Origin of the sequence: Tenacibaculum sp. MAR_2010_89, assembly GCF_900105985.1 — a bacterium.
Classification (GTDB): Bacteria; Bacteroidota; Bacteroidia; order Flavobacteriales; family Flavobacteriaceae; genus Polaribacter; species Polaribacter halocynthiae.
In genome coordinates this window covers 712,564-736,995 of sequence record NZ_FNUB01000005.1, presented here as the reverse complement: position 1 = coordinate 736,995, position 24,432 = coordinate 712,564, and the positions used below count along the sequence as shown (strand labels likewise).

The 24,432-nt window shown below is 31.5% G+C and carries 20 protein-coding genes and 1 pseudogene; 4 read left to right on the top strand and 17 right to left on the bottom strand.

Annotation, left to right across the window (positions count from 1 at the left end; all coding sequences use genetic code 11):
* Positions 1–4: 4 nt before the first annotated feature.
* From BLV71_RS06950 to BLV71_RS06895, 12 genes are all read right to left on the bottom strand, one after another.
* Complete coding sequence (locus BLV71_RS06950) at positions 5–1,414, bottom strand: MBL fold metallo-hydrolase (RefSeq protein WP_093869843.1); 1,410 nt, start codon at positions 1,412–1,414, stop codon at positions 5–7.
* A gap of 4 nt (positions 1,415–1,418) precedes the next feature.
* Positions 1,419–3,149 (bottom strand): SulP family inorganic anion transporter, encoded by a 1,731-nt coding sequence (locus BLV71_RS06945; RefSeq protein ID WP_093869842.1) that lies wholly within the window; start codon positions 3,147–3,149, stop codon positions 1,419–1,421.
* A gap of 19 nt (positions 3,150–3,168) precedes the next feature.
* Positions 3,169–4,455, bottom strand: a complete 1,287-nt coding sequence (locus BLV71_RS06940) for a hypothetical protein (RefSeq protein WP_093869841.1) — start codon at positions 4,453–4,455, stop codon at positions 3,169–3,171.
* A gap of 3 nt (positions 4,456–4,458) precedes the next feature.
* On the bottom strand, positions 4,459–5,481 hold the full coding sequence (gene ruvB, locus BLV71_RS06935) for a Holliday junction branch migration DNA helicase RuvB (RefSeq protein ID WP_093869840.1): 1,023 nt from the start codon (positions 5,479–5,481) through the stop codon (positions 4,459–4,461).
* 154 nt (positions 5,482–5,635) lie between these two features.
* Entirely contained in the window at positions 5,636–7,405 is a 1,770-nt protein-coding gene (locus BLV71_RS06930) for a cytochrome c oxidase subunit I (protein ID WP_093869839.1), read from the bottom strand.
* A 33-nt stretch (positions 7,406–7,438) separates the two neighbouring features.
* On the bottom strand, positions 7,439–8,446 hold the full coding sequence (locus BLV71_RS06925) for a cytochrome c oxidase subunit II (protein WP_093869838.1): 1,008 nt from the start codon (positions 8,444–8,446) through the stop codon (positions 7,439–7,441).
* Positions 8,447–8,482: 36 nt separating this feature from the next.
* Positions 8,483–10,051, bottom strand: coding sequence for a quinol:cytochrome C oxidoreductase (locus BLV71_RS06920; RefSeq protein WP_093869837.1), 1,569 nt, complete (start codon positions 10,049–10,051; stop codon positions 8,483–8,485).
* Positions 10,052–10,075: 24 nt separating this feature from the next.
* Positions 10,076–10,621, bottom strand: coding sequence for a c-type cytochrome (locus BLV71_RS06915; protein WP_176974363.1), 546 nt, complete (start codon positions 10,619–10,621; stop codon positions 10,076–10,078).
* Positions 10,622–10,632: 11 nt separating this feature from the next.
* On the bottom strand, positions 10,633–11,160 hold the full coding sequence (locus tag BLV71_RS06910) for a DUF3341 domain-containing protein (RefSeq protein WP_093869836.1): 528 nt from the start codon (positions 11,158–11,160) through the stop codon (positions 10,633–10,635).
* On the bottom strand, positions 11,150–12,550 hold the full coding sequence (nrfD, locus tag BLV71_RS06905; RefSeq protein ID WP_093869835.1) for an NrfD/PsrC family molybdoenzyme membrane anchor subunit: 1,401 nt from the start codon (positions 12,548–12,550) through the stop codon (positions 11,150–11,152). The genes BLV71_RS06910 and nrfD overlap by 11 nt, the downstream gene beginning before the upstream one ends.
* A gap of 27 nt (positions 12,551–12,577) precedes the next feature.
* The gene (locus BLV71_RS06900) at positions 12,578–15,823 is read right to left on the bottom strand and encodes a TAT-variant-translocated molybdopterin oxidoreductase (RefSeq protein ID WP_093869834.1); all 3,246 of its coding nucleotides are present in this window, start codon (positions 15,821–15,823) and stop codon (positions 12,578–12,580) included.
* Between the two features lie 31 nt (positions 15,824–15,854).
* On the bottom strand, positions 15,855–17,147 hold the full coding sequence (locus BLV71_RS06895; RefSeq protein WP_093869833.1) for a c-type cytochrome: 1,293 nt from the start codon (positions 17,145–17,147) through the stop codon (positions 15,855–15,857).
* A 216-nt stretch (positions 17,148–17,363) separates the two neighbouring features.
* Between BLV71_RS06895 and BLV71_RS06890 the strand changes: the two genes are divergently transcribed.
* Positions 17,364–17,726 carry an SPOR domain-containing protein gene (locus BLV71_RS06890; RefSeq protein ID WP_093869832.1) on the top strand — a complete coding sequence of 121 codons (363 nt, stop codon included), beginning with the start codon at positions 17,364–17,366 and terminating at the stop codon, positions 17,724–17,726.
* A gap of 25 nt (positions 17,727–17,751) precedes the next feature.
* Here the strand turns inward: BLV71_RS06890 and BLV71_RS06885 are convergent, their stop codons facing one another.
* Entirely contained in the window at positions 17,752–18,270 is a 519-nt protein-coding gene (locus BLV71_RS06885) for a CvpA family protein (RefSeq protein WP_093869831.1), read from the bottom strand.
* A 111-nt stretch (positions 18,271–18,381) separates the two neighbouring features.
* On the opposite strand from BLV71_RS06885, the gene BLV71_RS06880 reads away from it, so the two are divergent.
* The gene (locus BLV71_RS06880) at positions 18,382–18,738 is read left to right on the top strand and encodes a hypothetical protein (protein ID WP_093869830.1); all 357 of its coding nucleotides are present in this window, start codon (positions 18,382–18,384) and stop codon (positions 18,736–18,738) included.
* Positions 18,739–18,941: 203 nt separating this feature from the next.
* Positions 18,942–20,321: a TlpA family protein disulfide reductase gene (locus BLV71_RS06875; protein ID WP_093869829.1), complete on the top strand. Its 1,380-nt coding sequence runs from the start codon at positions 18,942–18,944 to the stop codon at positions 20,319–20,321.
* A gap of 57 nt (positions 20,322–20,378) precedes the next feature.
* On the opposite strand, the gene BLV71_RS06870 is transcribed toward BLV71_RS06875, so the two are convergent.
* The 4 genes and pseudogenes from BLV71_RS06870 to BLV71_RS06860 form a co-directional block, all read right to left on the bottom strand.
* A complete protein-coding gene (locus tag BLV71_RS06870; RefSeq protein WP_093869828.1) occupies positions 20,379–20,738 on the bottom strand; it encodes a YraN family protein in 360 nt (119 codons plus the stop codon).
* Positions 20,738–21,082 carry a hypothetical protein gene (locus BLV71_RS19015; protein WP_369813935.1) on the bottom strand — a complete coding sequence of 115 codons (345 nt, stop codon included), beginning with the start codon at positions 21,080–21,082 and terminating at the stop codon, positions 20,738–20,740. Before BLV71_RS19015 ends, BLV71_RS06870 begins: the two co-directional genes overlap by 1 nt.
* A gap of 234 nt (positions 21,083–21,316) precedes the next feature.
* Positions 21,317–21,651: pseudogene (locus BLV71_RS19010) on the bottom strand (LD-carboxypeptidase); the annotation flags it as partial.
* 70 nt (positions 21,652–21,721) lie between these two features.
* Positions 21,722–22,162: a GNAT family N-acetyltransferase gene (locus BLV71_RS06860; protein WP_093869827.1), complete on the bottom strand. Its 441-nt coding sequence runs from the start codon at positions 22,160–22,162 to the stop codon at positions 21,722–21,724.
* A 103-nt stretch (positions 22,163–22,265) separates the two neighbouring features.
* Between BLV71_RS06860 and metG the strand changes: the two genes are divergently transcribed.
* Entirely contained in the window at positions 22,266–24,320 is a 2,055-nt protein-coding gene (metG, locus tag BLV71_RS06855; RefSeq protein WP_093869826.1) for a methionine--tRNA ligase, read from the top strand.
* Positions 24,321–24,432 lie beyond the last annotated feature (112 nt).

The following is a 24,432-nucleotide window of genomic DNA, read 5'->3' as shown; positions in this document are numbered from 1 at the left end:
TTATTTATTTTAATGTTGACGGACACACACCAATTGTTCTTTCTATACTAGTTTCTTTTATAGCTTTATATCCACCAGCAACATCAATTACATGATGATACCCTCTTGCTTTCAATATAGAAGCTGCAATCACTGAACGATATCCTCCAGCACAATGTAAATAAAAGTCTTTATCAACTGGAAATTCATTAACGTACTCATTAATAAAATCTAACGGTGTGTTTGTTACATTAATAATATGATCATTGTTATATTCACCCGGTTTACGAACATCATAAACCGTTACACCTTCTTTTAATTTATTTTCTAAAGTTGTTGCCGAAACAGACTGTAAGGTATCTACTTCATTATTTGTTTTTTTCCAAGACTCAAAACTATTATCTAGATACCCTAAAACATTATCAAAACCTACTCTTGATAATCTTGTTATTGTTGTTTCTTCTTCTCCTTTTGGAGTAACTAATAGTATAGGATGCTTAACATCTTTTATTAAAGCACCAACCCAAGGCGCAAATGTACCTCCTAAGCCAATAAAAATAGACTTTGGTATAAATCCTTTAATAAACTCCGATTGATGTCTAACATCTAAAATTACAGCGTCAGAATCATTTGCTAATTTTTCAAATTCATTTACTGATAATGCTTTTGATCCACTTTTTATTACATCATCAATTGATTGATATCCCTCTTTGTTCATTTTTACATTTAAAGGAAAGTATGCAGGAGGTGGAAGTAAACCATCAGTAACTTCTTTAATAAACTCCTCTTTATTCATATTTTCACGTAATGCATAATTAGTTCTTTTTTGTTCACCTATAGTTCCAACAGTTTCTTTACTTAAATTTTTACCACAAGCAGAACCTGCTCCGTGTGCAGGGTAAACAATTACTTCATCATCTAAGGTCATTATTTTTGTTCGTAAACTATCGTATAACAAACCTGCTAACTCTTCTTTGGTCATATCTGCCGCTTTTTGAGCTAAATCTGGTCTTCCAACATCTCCTAAAAACAATGTATCTCCACTAAATATAGCGTGATTATTACCTGCTTCATCTTTTAACAAATAAGTTGTACTTTCCATGGTATGACCAGGTGTGTGTAAAACAGTAATGGTTATATGTCCAAGTTTAAAAACCTCTCCATCTGTTGCTATATGTGCTTCATATTTTGGTGCTGCTGTAGGACCATATACAATTGTTGCCCCAGTTTTTTCAGCAAGTGTTACATGCCCGCTTACAAAATCTGCATGAAAATGAGTTTCAAAAATATATTTTATTTCACTTTTATTTCTTACTGCTGTTTCAATATAAGACTGAACTTCTCTTAATGGATCAATAATAGCTACTTCTCCATTACTCTCAACATAATAAGCTCCTTGTGCTAAACAACCTGTATAAATTTGTTCTATCTTCATAATATTACTCATACGCTTGATGTATGTATTGTGCGTATTTTTTTTGATTTAAATTATCTCCTGTTTTAAAAAATTGTACGGCGCCATTAGCTCTCATGAAAAATTGATCTAAACTTACTACTTCTAACAAACCGCTTCTAAAAAGAGCATCTCTTACCGGCCCTTTAACACCAGCAAAATAAAAATTAACTCCTCTTTTATTATAATATAATATACGCTCTTTAAGCATATCAACACCTGTACTATCAACTCTATTAATACTTTCAGCATCAAGTACTATTAATTTCAATTTCGTTCCTTTTTCTTCAACCAATTCATCTAGCTTATCTCTAAAATAATTAGCGTTAGCATAAAATAATTGGGCATCAAATCTAAAAACTAAAACTTCTTGATCAACAACAACTTCTTTAAATCTATTTTTATTTCTATAAAAATCAGAATTTGGAACTTTTCCTAGTTCAATTACATAAGGCCTAGATGTCCTAAATATTAATAAAATAAGCGACATCCCTACTCCTGTTAAAATACCATACTTAATACCAAAAAAAAGTGTTGAGAAAAAAGTTGCTACTAATAACCAAAAATCAAGATTATTAGCACTCCATAATCGTTTAGCTTCTTTCACATTAATTAAATTAAATACAGCTACTACAATAATTGCCGCTAATATTGTTTTAGGTAAAAAATAAAACACTGGTGTTAAAAACAATAACGTTATGATTACTAACACCACTGATATAAATGCAGCAATTCCAGTTTTTGCACCAGATTCTGCATTAATAGCTGAACGTGAAAAACTTGAAGCTGAAGGATAGGCTTTGAAAAGAGAACCTATAATATTACTTAATCCTAATGCTATTAATTCTTGGTTAGGCCTAATACGATAATCATCTTGTTTTGACTCAAGAGTTTTCCCTATAGAAATGGTTTCTAAATATCCTACCATTACTAAAGTTAATGCTATAGGCATTAATTCTTTTATTAATGCAATATCTATAACTGGCATTGCAAAATTTGGTAAGCCAGAAGGTATATTTTTAACTATCTCTACATCTGACCAACTTTTTCCAAAATATTTAACTGTAATAATACCTAATATCACTACAATTAAAGCATTGGGTATTTTTTTATTTACTCTTCTAAAAAATACTATAATCAAACATGCAGTCAGTCCAATTATAGTTGTATTTTTATTATAGTATTGTATTTTATCAAAAATATCTTCTAATAATATATGTATTTGATCACTTTGTAAAAAATCAACTCCTAATAAATTTCTAAATTGGTTCAATCCAATTATAAGTGCAACCGCTGAAGTAAATCCGGTGATAACAGGTCGTGAAAGAAAATTAACTATAAAACCTAATTGAAAAACTCCCATTAAAAACTGAATTGTTCCTACAATTAAAGCCAATAATATAGCTATAGCAATATAACTTTCAGAGCCAGCCAATGCAAGAGTTGATACTCCAGTTGCCACAATTAAAGAATCCATGGCTACAGGACCAATAGCTACTTGACGAGAAGAACCAAATATTGCATAAATTAATTGAGGAAAAAGTGCAGCATATAATCCATAGATTGGAGGTAATCCGGCAATTAAAGCATATGCTATTCCTTGAGGTATTAAAACTATAGCAACAGTTATACCAGCAATTACATCTCCTTGTAGTTGTGATTTTTTATAGTTAGGTAACCATTCTAAAATTGGTATCAGTTTTTTAAGTAACTTCATTTTATTTAAAAAAAGTTAATTATTTTAAATTATAGAAAGGAATTGTCCATTCTAAAAAACTCTCTTTCTTATTTTTCTTTTCAATTTTAATTTCATGTACACCTTCAGATAAATTTTTAATATTTATAAAACAAAGTAGTCCAAATTGGTTAGTACGCACATGATTATCATATCTTATAAAATCTACATTCACTTTTTCTCCATCTAGTAGAACTATGTTGTATTTTTTATAACAAGTTGACAAATAATTTGCATAATCATTCTTTTGTTCTTTCTTAGATTTTTCATGATCTTTTACAAATTCACCACAAACTTTATTTCTAATTTTACTTTCATAAGTATATATAGGGATAAAAACTTCTAAAACGTTAGACTCTATTTTATCAGATTGAATTTCAGGAGCCAATAAAAAAGTATTATTTACATTAGCGTCTTTATAATAATTTGAATAAGTTTTATGAACATCGAAAAAATTATTTTCACCTGAAATAACTAAATAAAATATGTTTGTTTTTGCTATTTGTACACTCGTTACAATTCCTCCAGATACTATAAACAAGAATATTAAATATACTAGTGCCTTTTTCTTTTTAAAATTAGATCCAAATACCATTGATACTTGTAAGATACTTTTATAAAGTGGCCCAAAAGACAACATAGAAACGAATTTTACAATCTTAAAGTTAAATGTTTGTAATTTTTCTTTTTCTCTGTTTCTTTTCAAGTTTGCATACAAACCTACAAGAGCTTGAAATATTGAACTTGTAAATATGAATATAGCTGGAATTAAAAGAATATAATGGTTCACATAATCAGAAAGCAAATTATAAACAAATAAATATAAACTTGAAAATAATGCCATATAACCATACATTAATAAAAATGTAAAAGCAACAGAAAAAATAACACTACATAACTCATCAACTTTTTGAATTGAGTCTTTAAGTTTTGGTAAAATTGAAAGAATTTTTTCTGTATAAATTTTTGAATACGCACTATCCTCTATACTATAATCAGGAAACACAGAATTTAAACCTACTAATCCAACCCAATATGCACGTAAGAAAAAATGAATTACAAACATGGACGCTAAAATACTTATAGCTATAAGACCAAAAAGAACTATAAAATAACCGATATAGTATTGTGATGGACTTAAAAAATCTATAAATAAGTTTGTGCTCCAACTTATAAGATCGAAAAGTTTAAAAGAACCAAAAATGGCAATTGCAGAAACTAACAATTCAGCTTCCCAACTTTCATCCTTTAGCCTTTGTAACCAACTTTTAGTATCTTTTTTTTCCATAAATTAAAATAATTCACCTTGCGTTTTTCCTTTTATTCTTCCTAAATGTTTATAAGCTAAATCTGTTACTTCTCTTCCTCTTGGCGTACGCATTATAAACCCTTGCTGTATTAAAAAAGGCTCATATACCTCTTCTATAGTTTCAGCATTTTCGGCTACTGCAGTAGCCAATGTAGTAATACCTACTGGACCTCCTTTAAACTTATCAATGATAGTAGTTAAAATTTTATTATCCATCTCATCTAGCCCATGAGCATCGACATTCAATGCCTTAAGAGCATATTTTGCAATCTCAATAGTTATTTTACCATCTCCTTTAATTTGAGCAAAATCTCGAACTCTTCGTAATAATGCATTTGCTATACGAGGTGTTCCTCTACTTCTACCTGCAATTTCTATTGCTGCCTCCATTGAAGTTGGTACTTTTAATATAAGTGCACTTCTAAGAAGTATATTACTTAATAATTCAGTTGAGTAATAATGCAGTCTACTACTAATACCAAAACGAGCTCTCATTGGAGCTGTAAGTAAACCTGATCTGGTAGTAGCACCAACTAAAGTAAATGGTTCCAAATTGATTTGTACTGTACGTGCATTTGGCCCAGACTCGATCATTATATCAATTTTGAAGTCTTCCATTGCAGAATATAAATATTCTTCAACAATTGGGCTTAAACGGTGTATTTCATCAATAAATAATACATCTCTTTCATCAAGATTGGTTAACAACCCAGCTAAATCTCCAGGTTTGTCTAAAACTGGTCCTGAAGTAACTTTAATTCCTGCATCTAATTCATTTGCTAAAATGTGAGCTAGGGTAGTTTTACCTAAACCAGGAGGGCCATGAAACAATGTATGATCAAGTGCTTCATCTCTTTGATTAGCTGCTTCAACAAAAATTTTAAGGTTTTCTATTGCTTGATCTTGGCCAGTAAAATCGTCAAATGACAACGGACGTAGTTTTTTTTCTACATCTATTTCTTCATTTGAATAATTACTATTTTCCGGATTTAAATTCTCGTTCATATGTTTCACAAATATACTTCAAATAAAATGTTTGTTTTGTGATAAAAGTTACTAAACAAACAATGGCTGTATTGCTAAGGTACTCATAAGAAATGATAATTTTAAACAAAAAAAAAGCCTTTCAAAAGAAAGGCTTTTTTTTGTTTATATATTTTTAAGATGGCTCTTCGCCCTCTAATAATGGTGTAGTTTGTAATACGAAATCTTTCCCGTGAACATACTCTCCATTTTCATCAGTTTTACTATAATCATAAGCCCATCTATGAACTTCAGGAATTGCACCTGGCCAGTTACCATGTATGTGTTCAACTGGTGTAGTCCATTCTAATGTATTAGAATTCCATGGGTTTTGAGTTGCTTTTTTACCTCTATAAATTGAAATAAAGAAATTAGCTAAGAATATTAACTGAGCTAGTCCTCCTATTATAGCCATTACAGTCATAAATACATTGATTTCAACTAAATCATCAAACATTGGGAAGTTTGTATTTGTATAATAACGACGAGGTAAACCAGCTAATCCAACAAAGTGCATTGGAAAAAATACACCATAAGCAGTTATAATAGTTAACCAGAAATGCCAATAACCTAATGTTTTATTCATCATTCTACCATACATTTTAGGAAACCAGTGGTAAACACCTGCAAACATTCCTAATAAAGCTGATACTCCCATTACTAAGTGGAAGTGAGCTACCACAAAGTAAGTATCATGTACATTGATATCTAATGCAGAATCACCTAAAACTAATCCTGTTAATCCTCCTGTTACGAATGTAGAAACTAATCCGATAGAAAATAACATTGCAGGATTCATTTGTAAATTACCCTTCCATAAAGTAGTTACATAATTAAATGCTTTTACTGCAGATGGGATTGCAATTAATACTGTTGTAAATGTAAACACAGATCCTAAAAATGGATTCATTCCAGAAATAAACATATGGTGACCCCAAACAATCGTAGATAAAAAGGCAATAGCCATAATTGATCCAATCATTGCGCGGTAACCGAAAATTGGTTTACGTGAATTAGTTGAGATTATTTCAGAAGTTAATCCTAATGCTGGTAATAAAATAATATATACTTCAGGGTGTCCTAAGAACCAAAATAAGTGTTCAAATAATACTGGTGATCCTCCCTGATAATGTAATACTTCTCCTGAGATAAAAATATCTGATAAAAAGAATGATGTTCCAAAACTTCTATCTAATATTAATAATAAAGCGGCAGATAATAATACTGGGAAAGAAATAACACCGATAATTGCTGTAATAAAGAAAGCCCACATAGTTAATGGCAATCTTGTCATTTTCATTCCTTTTGTACGTAAATTTAGTACAGTTACAATATAGTTTAATGAACCAATTAAAGACGATGCAATAAAGATAGCCATAGAAACTAACCATAATGTCATTCCAGTTCCTGATCCAGGTATTGCTTGTGGTAAAGCAGAAAGTGGTGGGTAAATTGTCCATCCAGCTGATGCAGGTCCAGCTTCAACAAATAATGAAATTACCATTATTACTGAAGATAAGAAAAATAACCAGTAAGAAACCATATTTAAGAAACCAGATGCCATATCACGAGCACCAATTTGTAGAGGAATCAATAAATTTGAGAAAGTACCACTTAATCCAGCTGTTAATACAAAGAATACCATTATTGTACCGTGAATTGTAACCAATGCTAAGTACATATCTGGGTCCATAACTCCATCAGTTTGATGGTTACCTAAAAACGCTTCAATAATTGAGAATGATGTATCTGGCCATGCAATTTGTAAACGAAATAACATAGACATAAAACCTCCTATAACCCCCATGAATATTCCGGTTACAAGGAATTGCTTCGAAATCATTTTATGATCTTGACTGAAAATATATTTCGTTACAAATGTTTCTTTGTGATGGTGATCTGACATAATCTATATCTTTATATATATTTTAAAAATATCTTATTTAATAACTTGAGCTAATGTTTTTTGTTCTGATAACCACTTTTTATATTGTTCTTCTTCAACAACTGTGATTTTCATTTGCATGTTGTAGTGAGAAGCACCACAAATTTTGTTACATAATAACAAATAATCAAACTCGTAAGGCTCTTCCCCTTTAGCTTTTCTAATCTTATTTATACCTTTAGTCTTTGCTATTACTTCAGAGTTTTGACGCATCTCTTCAGTTGTATATTTAGGTGTAAAAGCAAATTGAGTAACCATCCCTGGAACACAGTTCATTTGGGCTCTAAAGTGAGGCATATAAGCTGAGTGAAGTACATCTTGAGAACGGAACTTAAATAACACTTTTTTACCTTTAGGTAAGTACATTTCAGTAACTTTCTTATCATCTTGAGCACTTGGGTCAGACATATCAACTCCCATTGAGTTTATACCTTTAATAAAGTTTACGTTACCTAAACCTAACTCATTATCATCACCAGCATATCTTGCTTGCCAGTCAAACTGTCTTGAATAAACTTCAATTACAATAGGATTTTCGTCATCTCCAACATACATAATGTTGTTCCATGCCCATAAACCATATCCAATTAAAATAACAATTGTTACAGCAGGTATAGTAGTCCATAATAACTCTAACTTATGACTGTCAGCATAGAACAATGCTTTGTTATTTTTATTTCCTCTATACTTATAAGAGAAAAAGAAGATTAAGAATTGCATTCCAAATTGAACAATTCCAATTAACCAAAAGGTTATATTAAAAAGGTTATCGTCATGTTCTCCTTCAAATGAAGCAGATTCTGGCAATAAATAAACGTTCATTGCAATTAAGCAATAAATCATCATAACATAAAGGAACACTAAGAATCCTATTGCTAATTTACCTTGTGTGTCATTGTCTTTATCTGTAGCAATTACAGAACGAAAATTCATAATACGAGTAATTTGCCAAAAGCTAACTCCTATTGCAACTGCTATAAAAATGTAAAATAAAGCGAGCATAATATCTAAACTATTATTAGTTATAATTTTATTTTATTAATGGTGATTACTATCTTCTCCTCTGTGTTCGATGTTATAGTAATGGTGTGTTTCACTTTCATGTAAGAAAGGACTTCCTTTTGCTAATGGATTTACTTTTGCAAATGCACTAAAGGTTGCAAATATAAACAATCCGATGAAGAATAGTATACCACTTATTTCTCCAATTCCGAATCCCCATTGACCTCCAACTGTTCCAGGCATAATCATTACAAATAAATCAATATAATGACCAATTAAAATAACAACTCCACCTATAATTACTAACCAAGGAATACTTTTAAAATCACTATTGATTAATAATAATACAGGGAAGATAAAGTTTAATACTACCATTAATAAAAATGGAAGTTTATATTCATTAAAACGTTGTGCAAAATATGTAGTTTCTTCTGGCATATCAGCATACCATATTAACATGAATTGTGCAAACCATAAGTAAGTCCAAAACACAGAGAAACCAAACATAAATTTAGCTAAATCGTGAATATGACTATCATTTACAAATGGTAAAGCACCTTTTTGACGTAAATATATTGTTACTAAAGCGATTACGGTTAATGCTGATACTAAGAAAGTAGCTAACACATACCATCCAAATAATGTTGAGAACCAGTGAGGATCAATCCCCATAATCCAATCCCAAGACATCATTGATTCAGAGATCATGAAAAACACGATAAATCCAACACCTATGTTGTATAAGTTTTTGTGTAATTTTAAATCTCCATTATCTTGTTGTATAGATTTTTTTCTAATGATAAATCTGAAAATATTCCAACCTAAAAGATAAATAACACTTCTTATAGCCCAACCTGGAAGATTCATAAACCATTTTTTTCCATCAATAATAGGATCGTAATTATCACTTAAAGGATCAACAATTCCTTCTGCCATCCAAGGGAATAAGTGATTTTTATGCATTACAGTTAAGATAATAAATACTAACATAAAACCACTTACATAGTGTAAGTTGTTTGTAATAGCTTCCATTACTCTAAATAATACAACTGACCAACCAGCGTTAGCAACTCTTTGAGAAACATAAAAAGCAAATACTAATAATGTTACCCCTAAGAAAAATAACATAGCTACATAAAAAGCAGACCATGGTCTATTTTGCATTTGGTGAAAAACATGTTCTGCATGATGATCATCATGAGAACCTGCATGTGCATCTTCTGATGCTACTTTAGCGTGAGTAGTTTCAGCAACTGTGTGAGCTTCTTTTTTTACTTCTTTAGTAGTAGAAGTAGAAGCATGAGTGGTATCTTTAACTTCCTCTACATGTTTAGCTTCACCATGACTTTCAGTCGTTGCTTCTTCTTTATGTGTAACTTCACCATGTGCTTCAGTAGTTTTTGCTTCTTCAGCATGATGTGTTTTAGCTTCTCCATGACTATCAACCTCTCCATGTCCTCCATGATGAGCAGCCTGTTTTGCAATAATCTCTTTTGCTTCTTTAAGAGAACTAGGCGTAGTCATAAAACTCCACGCTGTACCTAAAAGACCAATTACCATTAAAGCAAGCGCAAGTATTTTTAATTTTCCTGTAAACTGATACATATCTTTATACTATCTATTATAGACTTATTTTAATTCGCTTCTTAATTTCTCAACATACTGAACAACTTGCCAGCGTTCTTGATATCTTAATTGTGAAGCATGAGATCCCATTAAGTTTTTACCATACATAATAACATGATAAATATTTCCTGAATTTAAATCTCTATCCTTATAGTTTGGAATACCATTAAACTTATCTCTTTGTGATAATACTCCATTTCCATCACCTTTCTTACCATGACAAGAAGCGCAATAGATATCATATAATTCTTTCCCTTTTTCTAAATTCTTTTCATTAGCTTCTAAAGGGTTTTTCAATTCTGCTTTAGCTTTTTCATATCCTTCATTAGTATCAGGTATATCATAAGCTACTATTCCATTTCTACTAACAGTACCAGCAACTGGTATTCTGTTAACAACTACCCCTCCAGCAGAATTTACTCCATTAGCATCATAAGGAACAGATACGTACATATCTGGCATGTATTGTACTTGCGGAGTTCTTTTATTATTACAAGAAGCAAAGCTTGCAACTATAACTAAAGCTAAAATTATTTTTAAACTTTTCATACTTTCCTTAATTAATGCTTTTCTACTACGTTAATTTCAACTGCTCCTGTTGTTTCTAACAACGCCTTCAATTCTTCTTCATTATTATGAACTGGTATTTCCATTAAGAAATGGTCATCTGTAGTTCTTGGATCAGGATTTTCAGCTTCTTTAAAAGGCCAAATTCTACTACGCATGTAAAATGTTATAACCATTAAGTGAGCTGCAAAAAAGACCGTTAATTCGAATAAAATAGGAACAAAGGCAGGCATGTTAGTAGCCCAAGAGAAACTTGGTTTACCACCAATATCTTGTGGCCAATCAGCTATCATGGTATACCATGTTAACCAAGTTGCTACTGCAGTACCGGTAATTCCATATAAAAAAGCTGTAATAGCTAAACGTGTTGGAGCTAACCCCATTGCTTTGTCTAGTCCGTGAACAGGAAATGGACAAAAAACCTCTTCTATATGATGATGATCTGCTTTTACTTTCTTAACAGCATCCATTAAGATATCATCATCATTGTATAATGCGTGAATTACTTTATTAGTGCTCATTGTTCTCGTCTCTTAATTTTTTAAAGTTCTCTCCTGAAGATTTTAAAATCGTCTTAACCTCTGCTGTAGGAATTACTGGGAATGTTCTTGCATATAATAAGAATAACACAAAGAAGAACCCTATTGTTCCGATAAATATACCAACATCTACAAACGTTGGTTCAAAACGCCACCAAGTAGAAGGTAATTGACCTTTACTTAATACAATTGCAATAATATCAAAACGCTCAAACCACATACCAATGTTAATTGCTATAGAAATTAAGAAAGACCAAATAAAACTTCTTCTTACTTTCTTTATCCATAAGAATTGAGGTATCATAATATTGAATATCATTAATGACCAGAATGCCCATCCATAAGCACCAGCTTCTGCTCCAAATGATAAATATGTATAATTTTCATAAGGTGAACCTGTATACCAAGCTATAAAAAACTCAGTTGCATATGCTACAGCTACAATACCACCTGTTAAAATAATTACAATATTCATATACTCAACATGTAAACGAGTAATATACTCTTCCATGTTAGTTACCTTACGCATAACACCTAAAAGTGTTTGTACCATTGCGAAACCAGAGAAGATTGCTCCAGCTACGAAATAAGGAGGAAATATTGTTGAGTGCCATCCTGGATTTACAGAAGTAGCAAAGTCCATCGATACAATTGTATGTACAGAAAGTACTAATGGTGTTGCTAAACCTGCTAACACTAATGATACTTCTTCAAAACGTTGCCAATCTTTAGCTCTACCTGACCATCCGAAAGAAAGTAATGCATAGATTTTCTTTTGGAAAGGTTTAACAGCTCTATCACGAATCGTAGCGAAATCAGGAAGTAAACCTGTCCACCAGAATACTAATGATACAGACAAATAAGTAGAAATTGCAAATACATCCCATAATAACGGCGAGTTAAAGTTAACCCATAATGATCCGAACTGGTTTGGAATAGGCAATACCCAATATCCATTCCAAGGACGTCCCATGTGAATAATAGGGAATAAACCTGCTTGGAATACCGCAAAAATTGTCATTGCTTCTGCAGAACGGTTAATTGCCATTCTCCATTTTTGACGGAATAACAACAGTACAGCAGAAATTAAGGTTCCGGCATGACCGATACCTACCCACCATACAAAGTTGGTAATATCCCATGCCCAACCAATGTTTTTACTTAATCCCCATACACCGATACCTGTTCCAACAGTGTAAAAGATACATCCAAATCCCCATAACATTGCTGCTAAAGCGATATAGAATGCTATATACCAATTTTTGTTTGCCTTACCTTCAATAGGTCTTGCAATATCCTCTGTAATATCATGGTAACTTTTGTTACCAAGTATTAAAGGTTCTCTATAAGATGATTCGTAATGAGACGACATAAATCTATATACTTGTTAATTTTATTATTAAGCTTCGTTTGTATTTCTTACTTTCACTTGATACACTACATTTGGTTTTGTACCAATATAATCTAACACATGGAAAGCTCTTTTATCTTCTTTTAAATGCGCTACAGTATCTTCTGAATTATTAACATCACCAAATACCATTGATCCAGTTGAACATGCTTGAGCACAAGCCACTTCGAACTCATCCTTCTTAACTGCTCTTCCTTCTTTTTTAGCCTTTAAAATAGTTGCTTGTGTCATTTGAATACACATAGAACATTTCTCCATAACTCCACGAGAACGAACAACCACGTCTGGGTTTAACACCATCTTACCGTACTCATTATTCATATTGAAGTCAAACTCATTGTTTTCAGCATAGTTAAACCAGTTGAAACGACGAACTCTATATGGACAGTTGTTTGCACAATATCTTGTACCAACACATCTGTTATAAGCCATTTGATTTTGACCTTGACGACCATGAGAAGTTGCTGCTACTGGACATACTGTTTCACATGGTGCGTGATTACAGTGCTGACACATCATTGGTTGGAAAGTAACCTGAGGGTTTTCAGCAGGATTTTCTAATGCATCAAATAAATCACCTTTACTTAATCCTAAAACATCTTCTGTATACTTTCTTTCAAGCTCTTGATTGGCAATTTTACCAAACTCTTTATTAACCTTTCCTTGAATTTCCGTTGCTGGTAAGTCAGGATAATTAGCTTTGTATTTTTCAGTTAATTTAACTTTATATGCAGCTTTAAACTCATCTAAAGTCATATCACCTTGCACTCTTGAAGAATAGTAACGATCAATACGTAACCAATGCATATCTCTACCAACACGTACTTCATCTTTACCAACTACTGGCACATTGTTTTCAGCGTGACAAGCTACAACACATGCTCCACAACCTGTACAAGATGTTAAGTCAATAGACAAATTGAAATGATGACCGATACTTCTATCATGCTCATCCCATAAATCAATTGTACTACCTTCTTTTTCTTGGTGATCATAAGAAACCATAAATGGTTTATTCCAAGTCTTTTTAAAATATTTTGGACTATTTGGATCGGAAGAAGCTTCATTTACTTCCTTAATAGAAGCTTCTCTTAAAATATCATGACGTCCAGCTAAAGTACTTTGAACTTGTGTACAAGCAAACTTATGCCATCCTGCTCCTTTTTCAATAGTAACATTGTATTGTACATTGTTTCCATTTTTATAGAAAGGATATGCATTTATACCAACTTGCATTTCTTCTTTTAATCCTTCAACTCTACCATAACCTAATGCTAATCCAACAGATCCTTTTGCTTGACCTGGTTGAATCATTACTGGAATATTTTTAATACTTACTCCATTAACAGTTACATTAGCGTAATTACCATCAATAGCTCCGTTATCTTTAACAGGGTTATCAAAACCTAATTCTTTAGCATCAGCCATAGAAACAGTTAAGTAGTTATCCCAAGACGCACGTGTTATTGGATCTGGTAATTCTTGTAACCAAGGATTGTTGGCTTGTTTACCATCTCCTAAGGCAGTTGATGTATATAGGTTTAATTCAAATCCTGAAGATTTAACAGAACCTGCTAATTGAGAACCTGCAACATTGATATCAACAACTGTTTCTGTCTCTGTAGCTTCAGTTGTAGTTGCCTCTTCAGCTATAACCGTTTCTCCTTTAAAGAATCCATCATGTAATGCTTGGTTCCAAGATTTTTCACCTAAAACATTTGCACTCCAAAATTCTTTTAAAGTATCATAATAGTTTTTAGTACTCCCTGACCACTTTAATAAAACATCTTGTAATTGACGTGTATTAAATAATGGTTGTATAGTAGGTTGCATTAAACTATAAGTACCAGCATTTGCCATAACATCTCCCCAACTTTCTAAATTGTGAGGTGCTGGCAATGTATATTCTGTAGCATTAGCTGTTGCATCATTCTGAGTAGAAATTGCAACAGATAATTTCAAGTTCTTTAATCCGTTTACTAAATCAGTAGCATTCGCTAAAGTATAAACTGGGTTTACATTATAAGTAACTAAACCTTTTACTTTACCTGATTTTACATCAGCTACTAATTGAGTAATTTGAGCATCGTTACCTTGACGAGTTAAATTAACTCCTTTCGTATCGATTACTTCACTATTTAATGCTTTGTTAATTGCTAAAGCAATTAATTGAGCATTTTTGTCATTTATTCCTGTAACTACTACTCCTTTTGACCCTGCCTTTTTAAGATCTGTTGCTAAACTTTTAATTTTAGCATCAAATGGAGTTGCTTTTGAAGGAAGACTACCTCCAACTACAGCATTGTATAAATTGATTAATGCATATACCTGATCAGATGGCTTAGCAACAATTCTTCTGTCGGCATTTGCACCAGCTAAAGACATGTTACTTTCTATTTGAACATGGTATGACATGTTTCCTGTTTCTGCTCTACGACCTTCTGCATATGACTTTTCATATCCACCTTGCCAATCTCCTAAGAAATCTGCACCGATAGACACAATAACTCCTGCTTTACTAAAATCGTAATTTGGTAAAGCACGCTTACCATACATCGCTTGAAAAGCATCAGCAGTAGCACTTTCAGATACCGCATCATAAATTACATGCTTTACATTTGGATAAGCAGTAATAAAATCAGCAATCACTTTTTCAGTAGAAGGACTTGCTAATGTTCCAGTTAGTAAAACTACAGGTTCGTTAGCGTTTTTTAATTGAGCTAATTTTGCTATAATTTCTTTATCAGCATCAGCCCAAGATATTTGAGCTTTTCCTTTTTTAGGTTCTTTTAAACGTAATTTATCATCATATAATGATAACACAGATGCCTGTGTACGTGCATTAGTTACCCCACCCGCCTCTTTATTAGGCATAATTTGGATTGGACGACCTTCGCGTGTTTTTACTAGTACGTTTGCAAAATCAAAACCATCAGCAATTGTAGTTGCGTACCAATCTGCTACACCTACTACAATATCATTTGGTTGTACTACATAAGGGATTGATTTTCTTACTGGACCTTCACATGCAGCTAATGATGCAGCAGCAGTTGTAAATCCAACATATTTCAAGAAATCTCTACGTGAAGTTGATGAAGTTTCTAATGTTTCTTTATCACCTAAAAACTCATCTGTAGGAATATCTTGTACAAACTCATTATTACGTAGCGTTTCAACAACAGAACTATCTTTTAGTTCTTCAACACTTTGCCAGTATTTTTTGTTTGAAGCCATTTATATACGTGTTTTTCTACTTTCTAATTGATTAATAGTGGCACTTACCACACTCTTTTCCACCTAACTGTGCAATAGTTACTTGCTCAACTCCATACTTCTTAGCTAATTCTTTATGAATTTTAGCATAGTACTCGTTACCTTTCAAGTCAACTTTTGTCTCTTTATGACAATCAATACACCAACCCATTGTTAATGGAGAATGTTGCTTAACTTCATCCATTTCCTCAACAGGCCCATGACATTTTTGACATTTTACACCTCCAACAGTTACGTGCTGTGAGTGATTGAAATATGCGAAATCTGGTAAATTATGTACTCTAATCCATTTTACTGGTTTCGTTTTACCTGTATATTCTAATTTATCAGCATCCCAACCTGCTGCGTCATATATCTTAGCTATCTCTTTATCTAAGTCAGCCTTAACTAACGTTTCGTCATTATGCTCAACTTGTAAACCATCTGCAACCTCAGAAATATTTTTATGACAATTCATACAAACATTAACAGATGGAATTCCTGAATGCTTACTATGTTTTGCCGAAGAGTGACAGTATTGACAATCAATCTTATTATCTCCTGCATGAACTTTATGTGAAAACGCAATTGGTTGTACTGGTTGATATCCTTGATCCACACCAACTTTAAACAATGTTCCAAATAAAACATATGCTGTCATTAACACTCCAAAGATCACAAATAAGACATGTAAAAATGTATTCTTCTTTATTCCTTCCCAAAGCTCAGCAGCTTGACCTAATAAACCTGGTGTTTTTGGAGCACCTTTTAACTCGCTAATTGTTTTTAGTAAACTTCCTATAATCAAGAAGGCAACAATAATAGCAGCAGCTAAAATGTACAATATCCATTTTGGAGCACCCCCCTTTTTACCTCCGTTATCATCCCCTGTTTCTGGACCTCCAACAGGCTTAAGCTCACCAACAGTAGTATAATAAAGAATATCATCAATATTCTTATCTGTTAACTGAGGAAAAGCGGTCATGTTAGACCCCTTATACTCTTCAAAAATCGCAATTGCATCTTTATCTCCAGATGCTCTTAAAGCCGCATTGTCTTTAATCCATGCCTTTAACCAATCATTTTCTCTTCTTTCTTCAACACCACCTAATCCTGGTCCGATAAGCTTTTTATCCAACTTATGACAAGAAGCACAAAGAGATTTGAATAATTTTTTCCCTTCCTTTTGACGAGCCTCATCAACATCTTGTGAATAGGTCGAAAAACTTACTAAAAAGATTAAAAAGAAAGCTAAACTCTGTAAGAGCGTTTGAGTCAATTTACTGTGATGTTTCACACTTTTCATACTATAAAATATAAGTTTTGTATCTATTTTGGTACAATTTTTTCTATACCCTAATTATAAAAACAGGTTACAGAAAGTTGCACAAAAGTACTACTTATCTCTAAATTGTGAAATGTTAAGAGTTTCCTAATTCATAATTTATACTAATTCTAAATAAAGTTTTTAAACAATCTATTATTTAACAAGTCGTTACTTTTGTAAAAAGTTTAATATCTCATGAAAAATAAACAATCATTTATACTTTTCTTATTTTTATTAATTGGTAGCATTTTTACCATAAACGCTCAGTCAGACTATAAAAATGAAGAAGCAATAAAAAAATTAATAGAAAAAAAGAGAGAGTATAACAAGTCAAATAAAACTGGTTATAGAATTCAATTGTACAATGGTCTTGAAAAGAATGCTAAACGAATTAAATATAGATTTCAAGTTGAATATCCAGGAGTTACTACACACTTAGGATACAAAGCGCCTGAATGGAAAATTCAAGTTGGCTATTATAAAACTAGGCTAGATGCTGATAGGGCTCTAAATAAAATTAGAGAAAAATTTTCTGGTGCTATTGTAATCCCAATGTAAAATATTTTAAAAAAGAAGAGACCGTTTAAACGGTCTCTTCTTTTTTTTCTTCTACTAAACCATCATCTTTTATGATGGACGGGAATATGGTCGGAGCTATTTTTTTAACTGGTTTATACAATATAGATTCTTCTAAATTTTCTTGACTTACAAAAGGTATTGTGTCATTCATTTTACCAAAGAAAATAAATAAAACGCTTAATATCAAGCCAATTTTTAAAGCTCCAAACACGCCTCCTAAAATTTTATTCAATATACCTAAAGCTGCAAAATCGGCTATTTTCGTTAAAACTTTGCCCATTAACGCTACCACAACAATGATAGCCACAAAAGTAACTGCAAAAGCAGCTAATGAAACATATTTCTCATCCCAATCAACACTATCTTTAAGCCAGTCACCTGCAAAGTATGAAAAGTGTATAGCACCATAAACACCTGCAATTAATGCAACTAAAGAAGCCACTTCTACAAAAAGTCCTTTCATCAAACCTCTTACAAAACCAAACAATAATAGTGCAGCAATAATTATATCAAATGTATTCATGAGTTTAATCTTGTATTTATTCTTCAACCAAAACAATTCTACTTTGTTAGGTTTATAAAAGTTTACGACAAATATAAACAACTCGTTTGTATCTTTGCTTTTTTTTAAAACATGGATAAAAAAACAGACTTAAAAGAGAATTGGAATTTATTAACTGATAAGTTATCAAAACAATTTGCTGACGGTGATACTTTAGATGTTGATAGTATCATTTATTTAATAGGAGTTCAAGAATTAGGTAAAGGACACCAAACATTTAAAAAAGATGAAAAGATAAATCTTATGCATATTGCTATATGTAAACTTTTAGAACCTTATGGGTATTATGAGTTTGATTATTTTGATAATGATGGTTGGCCACATTATAAAACACTAACTGAATTGCCAAATTTAAAGCCTGGTGAACAGTCGGTTCTTATAAAAGAAGCCATTGTTAATTATTTTATTGGCCTAGGTTTTATTAACTAAACAGTTTTTAACTTCTTTTTTAATTTGTTTTATTGTTAAAATAACAAATCTCTTGTTTTTCAAATAAACTGTTATATATTTACTGAGTAATAGTCTTGTTTATTTGTAATTAAGAAGTTAATAAAAAACTTTGGTACGCTTCTTGAAAAGACAATAACAAACAACTCGTTTTAAACCCTTAATAATAACTTTATCAAAACATTATGATGAAACAATTACTAAGCCTACTAATAGTATTAATGACTAGTTCAATAGTTAATGCACAATACTCTATTAAAGGTACAATGACTCCGCCAGAAAAAAGTGACTGGGTTATGCTACATAGATTACAAGGAATAAAACCTAAATTTATATCACACACTACTATTAAGTTTGATACTATTAAAGTAGGTGCTGACAAACAAGTAATAGGTAGATTTTCTTTTGAATTACCAGAAACTGCTCAAACAGGTGTATACCGTGCTACTTATAGAAACAGTGGATCAGGTTTTGTTGACTTTATATTCAATAAAGAAAATGTTGAATTTATTTTTAACCCTAAATATCCTGAACAATCTATTACTTTCACTAGTTCTAGAGAAAACAAAGTATTTAGTAAGTACCTTGAACAATCTGCAAATGCACAAAAAGAAATCAACTCCTATCAAGTTAATTATATACAAAACCCTGTTAGGGATGTAAAAAAGGCTTATAAGAAAGCAGTAGAAAAATTAGAAGACTTGCAAGAAGCTAACGAAAACAAATCTGAAGGAATGCTTTCGCATCACTTTATAAAAGCCTCAGCTCAATATAATTCTTCTAGTCCTATAGATAATATGGAAAAATATGTAGCTTCAAAAGTTGACAATTTTTTCAAATATGTTGATTTTGAAAGTAAACCTCTTTACCAATCTTCTTTTTTAATTGATAGAATTAATGATTTTGTTTTTTACTTAAACTACTCTGAAGATCAAGTTACTCAACAAAAATTATATAAAGAATCTATTACTAAAGTTTTGGATGATGCACTATCAAGTAAAAGTTTTAAAAAGGAAGCTATTGAGTTTTTAGTTACTTCTTTTACCGATAAAAGAAATTCAGAAGTAGTAGACTGGTTATTTACCGAATTCTATGACAAACTAGATAATAGTGACCAAAGCTTTAAAGCAAAAAAACTAGGTCAGTTAAGTGTTTCTGTTGGACGAGTTGCTCCTGATTTTTCATGGAAGGAAAACGGAACAGACTACAAATTATCTACATTAAATGATGGGCAAACTTATTTATTAATTTTCTGGAGTACTGCTTGTCCTCACTGTGTTAAGGAAATTCCTGATGTTCATAATTTCATGAAACAGTTTAGTAATACGTCTGTAATTGGATTTGGAATTGAAAGTGACGACACTAAATTTAATGAATTCAAAAAACAATTAGATGGGTGGCATAATGTTTATGGAACTCACCCTGATAACAAATTTGACAATGAAACTGTAAGAGCATATAAAATTGATGCAACACCTACTTACTTCGTTTTAGATAGCAATAAAAAAATTATTGCAATCCCTAACACTGTTGAAGACGTTCACAAATACTTTAAAAGTTTATAACTGAACAATACATATTTTACAAAAGCCAATATTATTACGATATTGGCTTTTCTATTTTTAAAAATATAAAAAGGCATCTTCAATATGATCAACAACTATTTTATCATTCTTCTTTAGAATAGCAATAATATCAAATTGCACCTCTATATCAATATCCTTTTCAACCACATAGTTATTAATTGCTGCTACCAATAATTTAATTTTTTTAGGATTTACAAAGTCTTGTGGATTTCCATAATAATCTGTTGAACGGGTTTTCACCTCTACAACAGATAATACTTTATCTTTTTTAGCAATTATATCTACTTCAGCTTTTTGGTAACGGTAATTCTTTTCTAGTATGGTATAGCCTTTGTTTTTTAGGAAATCTTCAGCTAACTCCTCTCCTTTTTTTCCTAATTCGTTATGTGCTGCCATTATTTAAAAATAACTAAAGCCTTTTTAGTATCAATAGATAATTGAACGTTTCTACCAAAAATTAAAGCTCTATTATCAGGTTCGTGACCCGCTGGAAAATTAAACATAACTGGTATATCTTTAGGTAGCACCTCTAATATTAACTGTTCAATTGAATTGCCCCAAGGAGTACTATTCTTCTTTACTTTCGTCATTCCACCAACTATGACTCCTTTTACCTTCGTAAAATAATTAGCTCTTTTTAAACTTTGCAACATCCGATCAATTGAATATTTATATTCTCCTATTTCTTCAATAAACAAAATTTTACCTTCAGTAGAAATTTGACTGTCTGACCCCAACATTGAAGCTAGAATAGCAATATTTCCACCTACTAATTCACCTTCAACATTACCTCTTCTATTTTTTTTAGATGAAGAAACACTATACTCCAACTTTTCTCCAAATAATGCTTTCTTAAAAGTGGTTATAGTATGTGCTATTTTTTCAGGTGTATCTTGCATACTAGTTCCCATCATTGCATGCAATGTTTCTATTCCTAAATTATGAATATGATTATGAAACGCAGTAATATCAGAATATCCTATTACCCATTTAGGATTCCTTTTAAACTTTGAAAAATCTAATTTATCAAGAATTCTTACCGAACCATACCCCCACGTGCACACCAAATAGCTTTTATATTAGGATTATCAAGTGCATTTTGAAAATCTTGGCAACGTTCATCATCTGTGCCCGCAAAATGGTTATTCTGATGAAACATGTTTTTACCATACATAACTTTCAAGCCCCAACTTTCAGCTAATTCTTTTGCTTTATCAATAACATGCTTTCTATTTTTTAAAATTCCAGCTGGAGCTACAATTGCAATAGTATCTCCTTTTTTTAAGTAAGAGGGTGTAATTAATTTCATTGGAATATTTTGAGCATTAACTATTGAAAAAATAAAAAATAACGCAATAGCATAATATTTCTTTCTCATTTTATATTATTTTAGATAGTAAAAGAACCTTTTCACTATAATTTTCTGGTGAATTACACCATTCTAATTTTTTTAAAATCTCTTTGGGAGGTAAACTAAGATTTGTTGTAAACCCAAACTTATTATAAAAACCTTTTAGTTTCTCAAAAGGCAAACACCAAATAACAGATTTTTTATCAGTGTTAGCTTCACATAAAAAACTCACTATTTTATCTGCCACTCCTATGCCTCTATACTTATCAAACACATATATTCCGCCAAGTTCTAAATTATTTTCATCTATATACACTAATCTTCCTAAACCAGCTTTTTCGCCATTAACCTCAACAATAACTATAAGCTCATTTTTATAATCAGATAACTTAAAGTTAATCTCTTTATATTTAGAATTAACCCAATCAATTTCTGTTTCTTTTACTTTTCTAACCAGAATGTTATTCATATTAATGCTACAGATAAAATATATACGTAAATGTATCTAATTTCTATCAGTTTTAAAAATTGCTTTTTTGTACTTTTGCGCTTTAATTTTTAGCATAAAATTCATGAATACACCAAAAAGATATACAATCACAGCAGCATTACCTTATACAAACGGACCAATTCATATTGGTCATTTAGCAGGCGTATATGTTCCTGGAGATATTTATGCTCGCTTTTTACGAGCTAAAGGTAAAGATGTAGCCTACATTTGTGGTTCTGATGAGCATGGAGTTGCCATACCTATGCGTGCTAAAAAAGAAGGCGTTTCTCCACAAGACATCATTGATAAATATCATGGGATTATAAAAAAGTCTTTTGTTGATTTTGGAATTACTTTTGACAACTACTCAAGAACATCTTCAGAAATACATCATAAAACAGCTTCTGATTTTTTTACAAAAATGTATAATGATGGTGAGTTTATTGAAGAAGTAACAGAACAATTATATGATGAAGAAGCAAATCAATATTTAGCGGATAGATTTGTAATTGGTACTTGTCCGAAATGTGGAAATGAAGAAAGTTATGGAGATCAATGTGAAAAATGTGGAACTAGCCATAATGCTACAGATTTAATTAATCCTAAATCAGCTATTACAGGAAACGTTCCTACTTTAAAAGAAACTAAACATTGGTTTTTACCTTTAGATAAACATGAAGCTTTTTTAAAAGAATGGATTTTAGAAGGTCATAAAAATGATTGGAAACCTAATGTTTTAGGACAAGTAAAATCATGGATTGATGATGGTTTACGTCCTAGAGCAGTAACACGTGATTTAGATTGGGGAATTCCTGTACCTGTGGAAGGTGCCGATGGTAAAGTTTTATATGTATGGTTTGATGCTCCTATTGGTTATATTTCTGCTACAAAAGAATGGGCTGAACGTGAAGGTAAAAACTGGGAAGACTATTGGAAAAAAGACGACACTAAATTAGTACACTTCATTGGTAAAGATAATATTGTGTTTCACTGTATTATTTTCCCTGCAATGTTAAAAGCACATGGAGACTATATTTTACCAGAAAATGTTCCTGCTAATGAGTTTTTAAACCTAGAAGGAAATAAGTTGTCTACTTCTAAAAACTGGGCAGTTTGGCTACATGAGTATTTAGAAGATTTTCCTAATCAACAAGATGTATTACGTTATACGTTAACAGCCAATGCTCCTGAAAGTAAAGATAATGATTTTACTTGGAAAGATTTTCAAGCAAAAAACAACAATGAATTAGTTGCTATTTTTGGAAACTTCATTAATCGTGTAGTTGTTTTAACAAACAAATATTATAATGGTATTATTCCAACTCCTAATGATTTTAGCGAAATAGATGAGGATACTTTAGCTCAATTAAAAGAGTTTCCAAATATTATTGCCAAATCTGTAGAGCGTTACCGTTTTAGAGAAGCATCTCAAGAGCTAATGAATTTAGCACGTTTAGGTAATAAGTATTTAGCTGATGAAGAACCTTGGAAGGTAATTAAACAAGATGAAGAACGTGTAAAAACTATTATGTATGTAGCTTTACAAATAGCTTCTGGTTTAGCAGTATTATCTGAACCTTTTTTACCTTTTACTTCTACAAAACTAAAATCAATATTAAATTTAGACAACTCACTTACTTGGGCTAGTGTTGCTGAAAAAGATGTGTTATTAAATTCTGAACATCAAATTAACAAAGCTGAATTGTTATTTTCAAAAATAGAAGATAAAACTATTCAAGCTCAATTAGACAAATTAGAAGCTACCAAAAAAGCAAACGAAGCAGCCAACAAAGTAATTGAGCCTCAAAAAGACACCATAGAGTTTGACGATTTTACTAAAATGGACATCCGTGTAGGAACCATAGTTGAAGCTGAAAAAGTTGCTAAAACAAAAAAACTATTAAAGCTTACTGTTAATGTAGGTATAGATACACGTACAATTGTTTCTGGTATTGCTGAAAGCTTTAAACCAGAAGATATAATTGGGCAACAGGTTTCTGTTTTATGTAATCTAGCTCCTCGTAAATTACGTGGTGTTGTAAGTCAAGGCATGATTTTAATGACCGATACTCCTGATGGAAAACTAGCATTTGTTCAACCTTCTGAAAAAGTAAACAATGGAGAGTTTATTGCTTAATGTAAAAAACATACTATCAATATAATTTAACTTATAAAAAAGACATCAATTTTTCTTTTAACGCTCAATAGTCATCTACTATTGAGCGTTTTTAGTTATGCACAATTTATAA

Bases quoted from the DNA above. Each gene is read 5' to 3' on its own strand.
- BLV71_RS06925 (WP_093869838.1), bottom strand. From the start codon at position 8,446: ATGCTCGCTTTATTTTACATTTTTATAGCAGTTGCAATAGGAGTTAGC.
- ruvB (WP_093869840.1), bottom strand. From the start codon at position 5,481: ATGAACGAGAATTTAAATCCGGAAAATAGTAATTATTCAAATGAAGAA.
- BLV71_RS06860 (WP_093869827.1), bottom strand. From the start codon at position 22,162: ATGAATAACATTCTGGTTAGAAAAGTAAAAGAAACAGAAATTGATTGG.
- BLV71_RS06945 (WP_093869842.1), bottom strand. From the start codon at position 3,149: ATGAAGTTACTTAAAAAACTGATACCAATTTTAGAATGGTTACCTAAC.
- BLV71_RS06920 (WP_093869837.1), bottom strand. From the start codon at position 10,051: ATGTATCAGTTTACAGGAAAATTAAAAATACTTGCGCTTGCTTTAATG.
- BLV71_RS06890 (WP_093869832.1), top strand. From the start codon at position 17,364: ATGAAAAATAAACAATCATTTATACTTTTCTTATTTTTATTAATTGGT.
- metG (WP_093869826.1), top strand. From the start codon at position 22,266: ATGAATACACCAAAAAGATATACAATCACAGCAGCATTACCTTATACA.
- BLV71_RS06875 (WP_093869829.1), top strand. From the start codon at position 18,942: ATGATGAAACAATTACTAAGCCTACTAATAGTATTAATGACTAGTTCA.
- nrfD (WP_093869835.1), bottom strand. From the start codon at position 12,550: ATGTCGTCTCATTACGAATCATCTTATAGAGAACCTTTAATACTTGGT.
- BLV71_RS06870 (WP_093869828.1), bottom strand. From the start codon at position 20,738: ATGGCAGCACATAACGAATTAGGAAAAAAAGGAGAGGAGTTAGCTGAA.
- BLV71_RS06885 (WP_093869831.1), bottom strand. From the start codon at position 18,270: ATGAATACATTTGATATAATTATTGCTGCACTATTATTGTTTGGTTTT.
- BLV71_RS06915 (WP_176974363.1), bottom strand. From the start codon at position 10,621: ATGAAAAGTTTAAAAATAATTTTAGCTTTAGTTATAGTTGCAAGCTTT.
- BLV71_RS06930 (WP_093869839.1), bottom strand. From the start codon at position 7,405: ATGTCAGATCACCATCACAAAGAAACATTTGTAACGAAATATATTTTC.
- BLV71_RS06895 (WP_093869833.1), bottom strand. From the start codon at position 17,147: ATGAAAAGTGTGAAACATCACAGTAAATTGACTCAAACGCTCTTACAG.
- BLV71_RS06940 (WP_093869841.1), bottom strand. From the start codon at position 4,455: ATGGAAAAAAAAGATACTAAAAGTTGGTTACAAAGGCTAAAGGATGAA.
- BLV71_RS06880 (WP_093869830.1), top strand. From the start codon at position 18,382: ATGGATAAAAAAACAGACTTAAAAGAGAATTGGAATTTATTAACTGAT.
- BLV71_RS19015 (WP_369813935.1), bottom strand. From the start codon at position 21,082: ATGTTGGGGTCAGACAGTCAAATTTCTACTGAAGGTAAAATTTTGTTT.
- BLV71_RS06950 (WP_093869843.1), bottom strand. From the start codon at position 1,414: ATGAAGATAGAACAAATTTATACAGGTTGTTTAGCACAAGGAGCTTAT.
- BLV71_RS06900 (WP_093869834.1), bottom strand. From the start codon at position 15,823: ATGGCTTCAAACAAAAAATACTGGCAAAGTGTTGAAGAACTAAAAGAT.
- BLV71_RS06910 (WP_093869836.1), bottom strand. From the start codon at position 11,160: ATGAGCACTAATAAAGTAATTCACGCATTATACAATGATGATGATATC.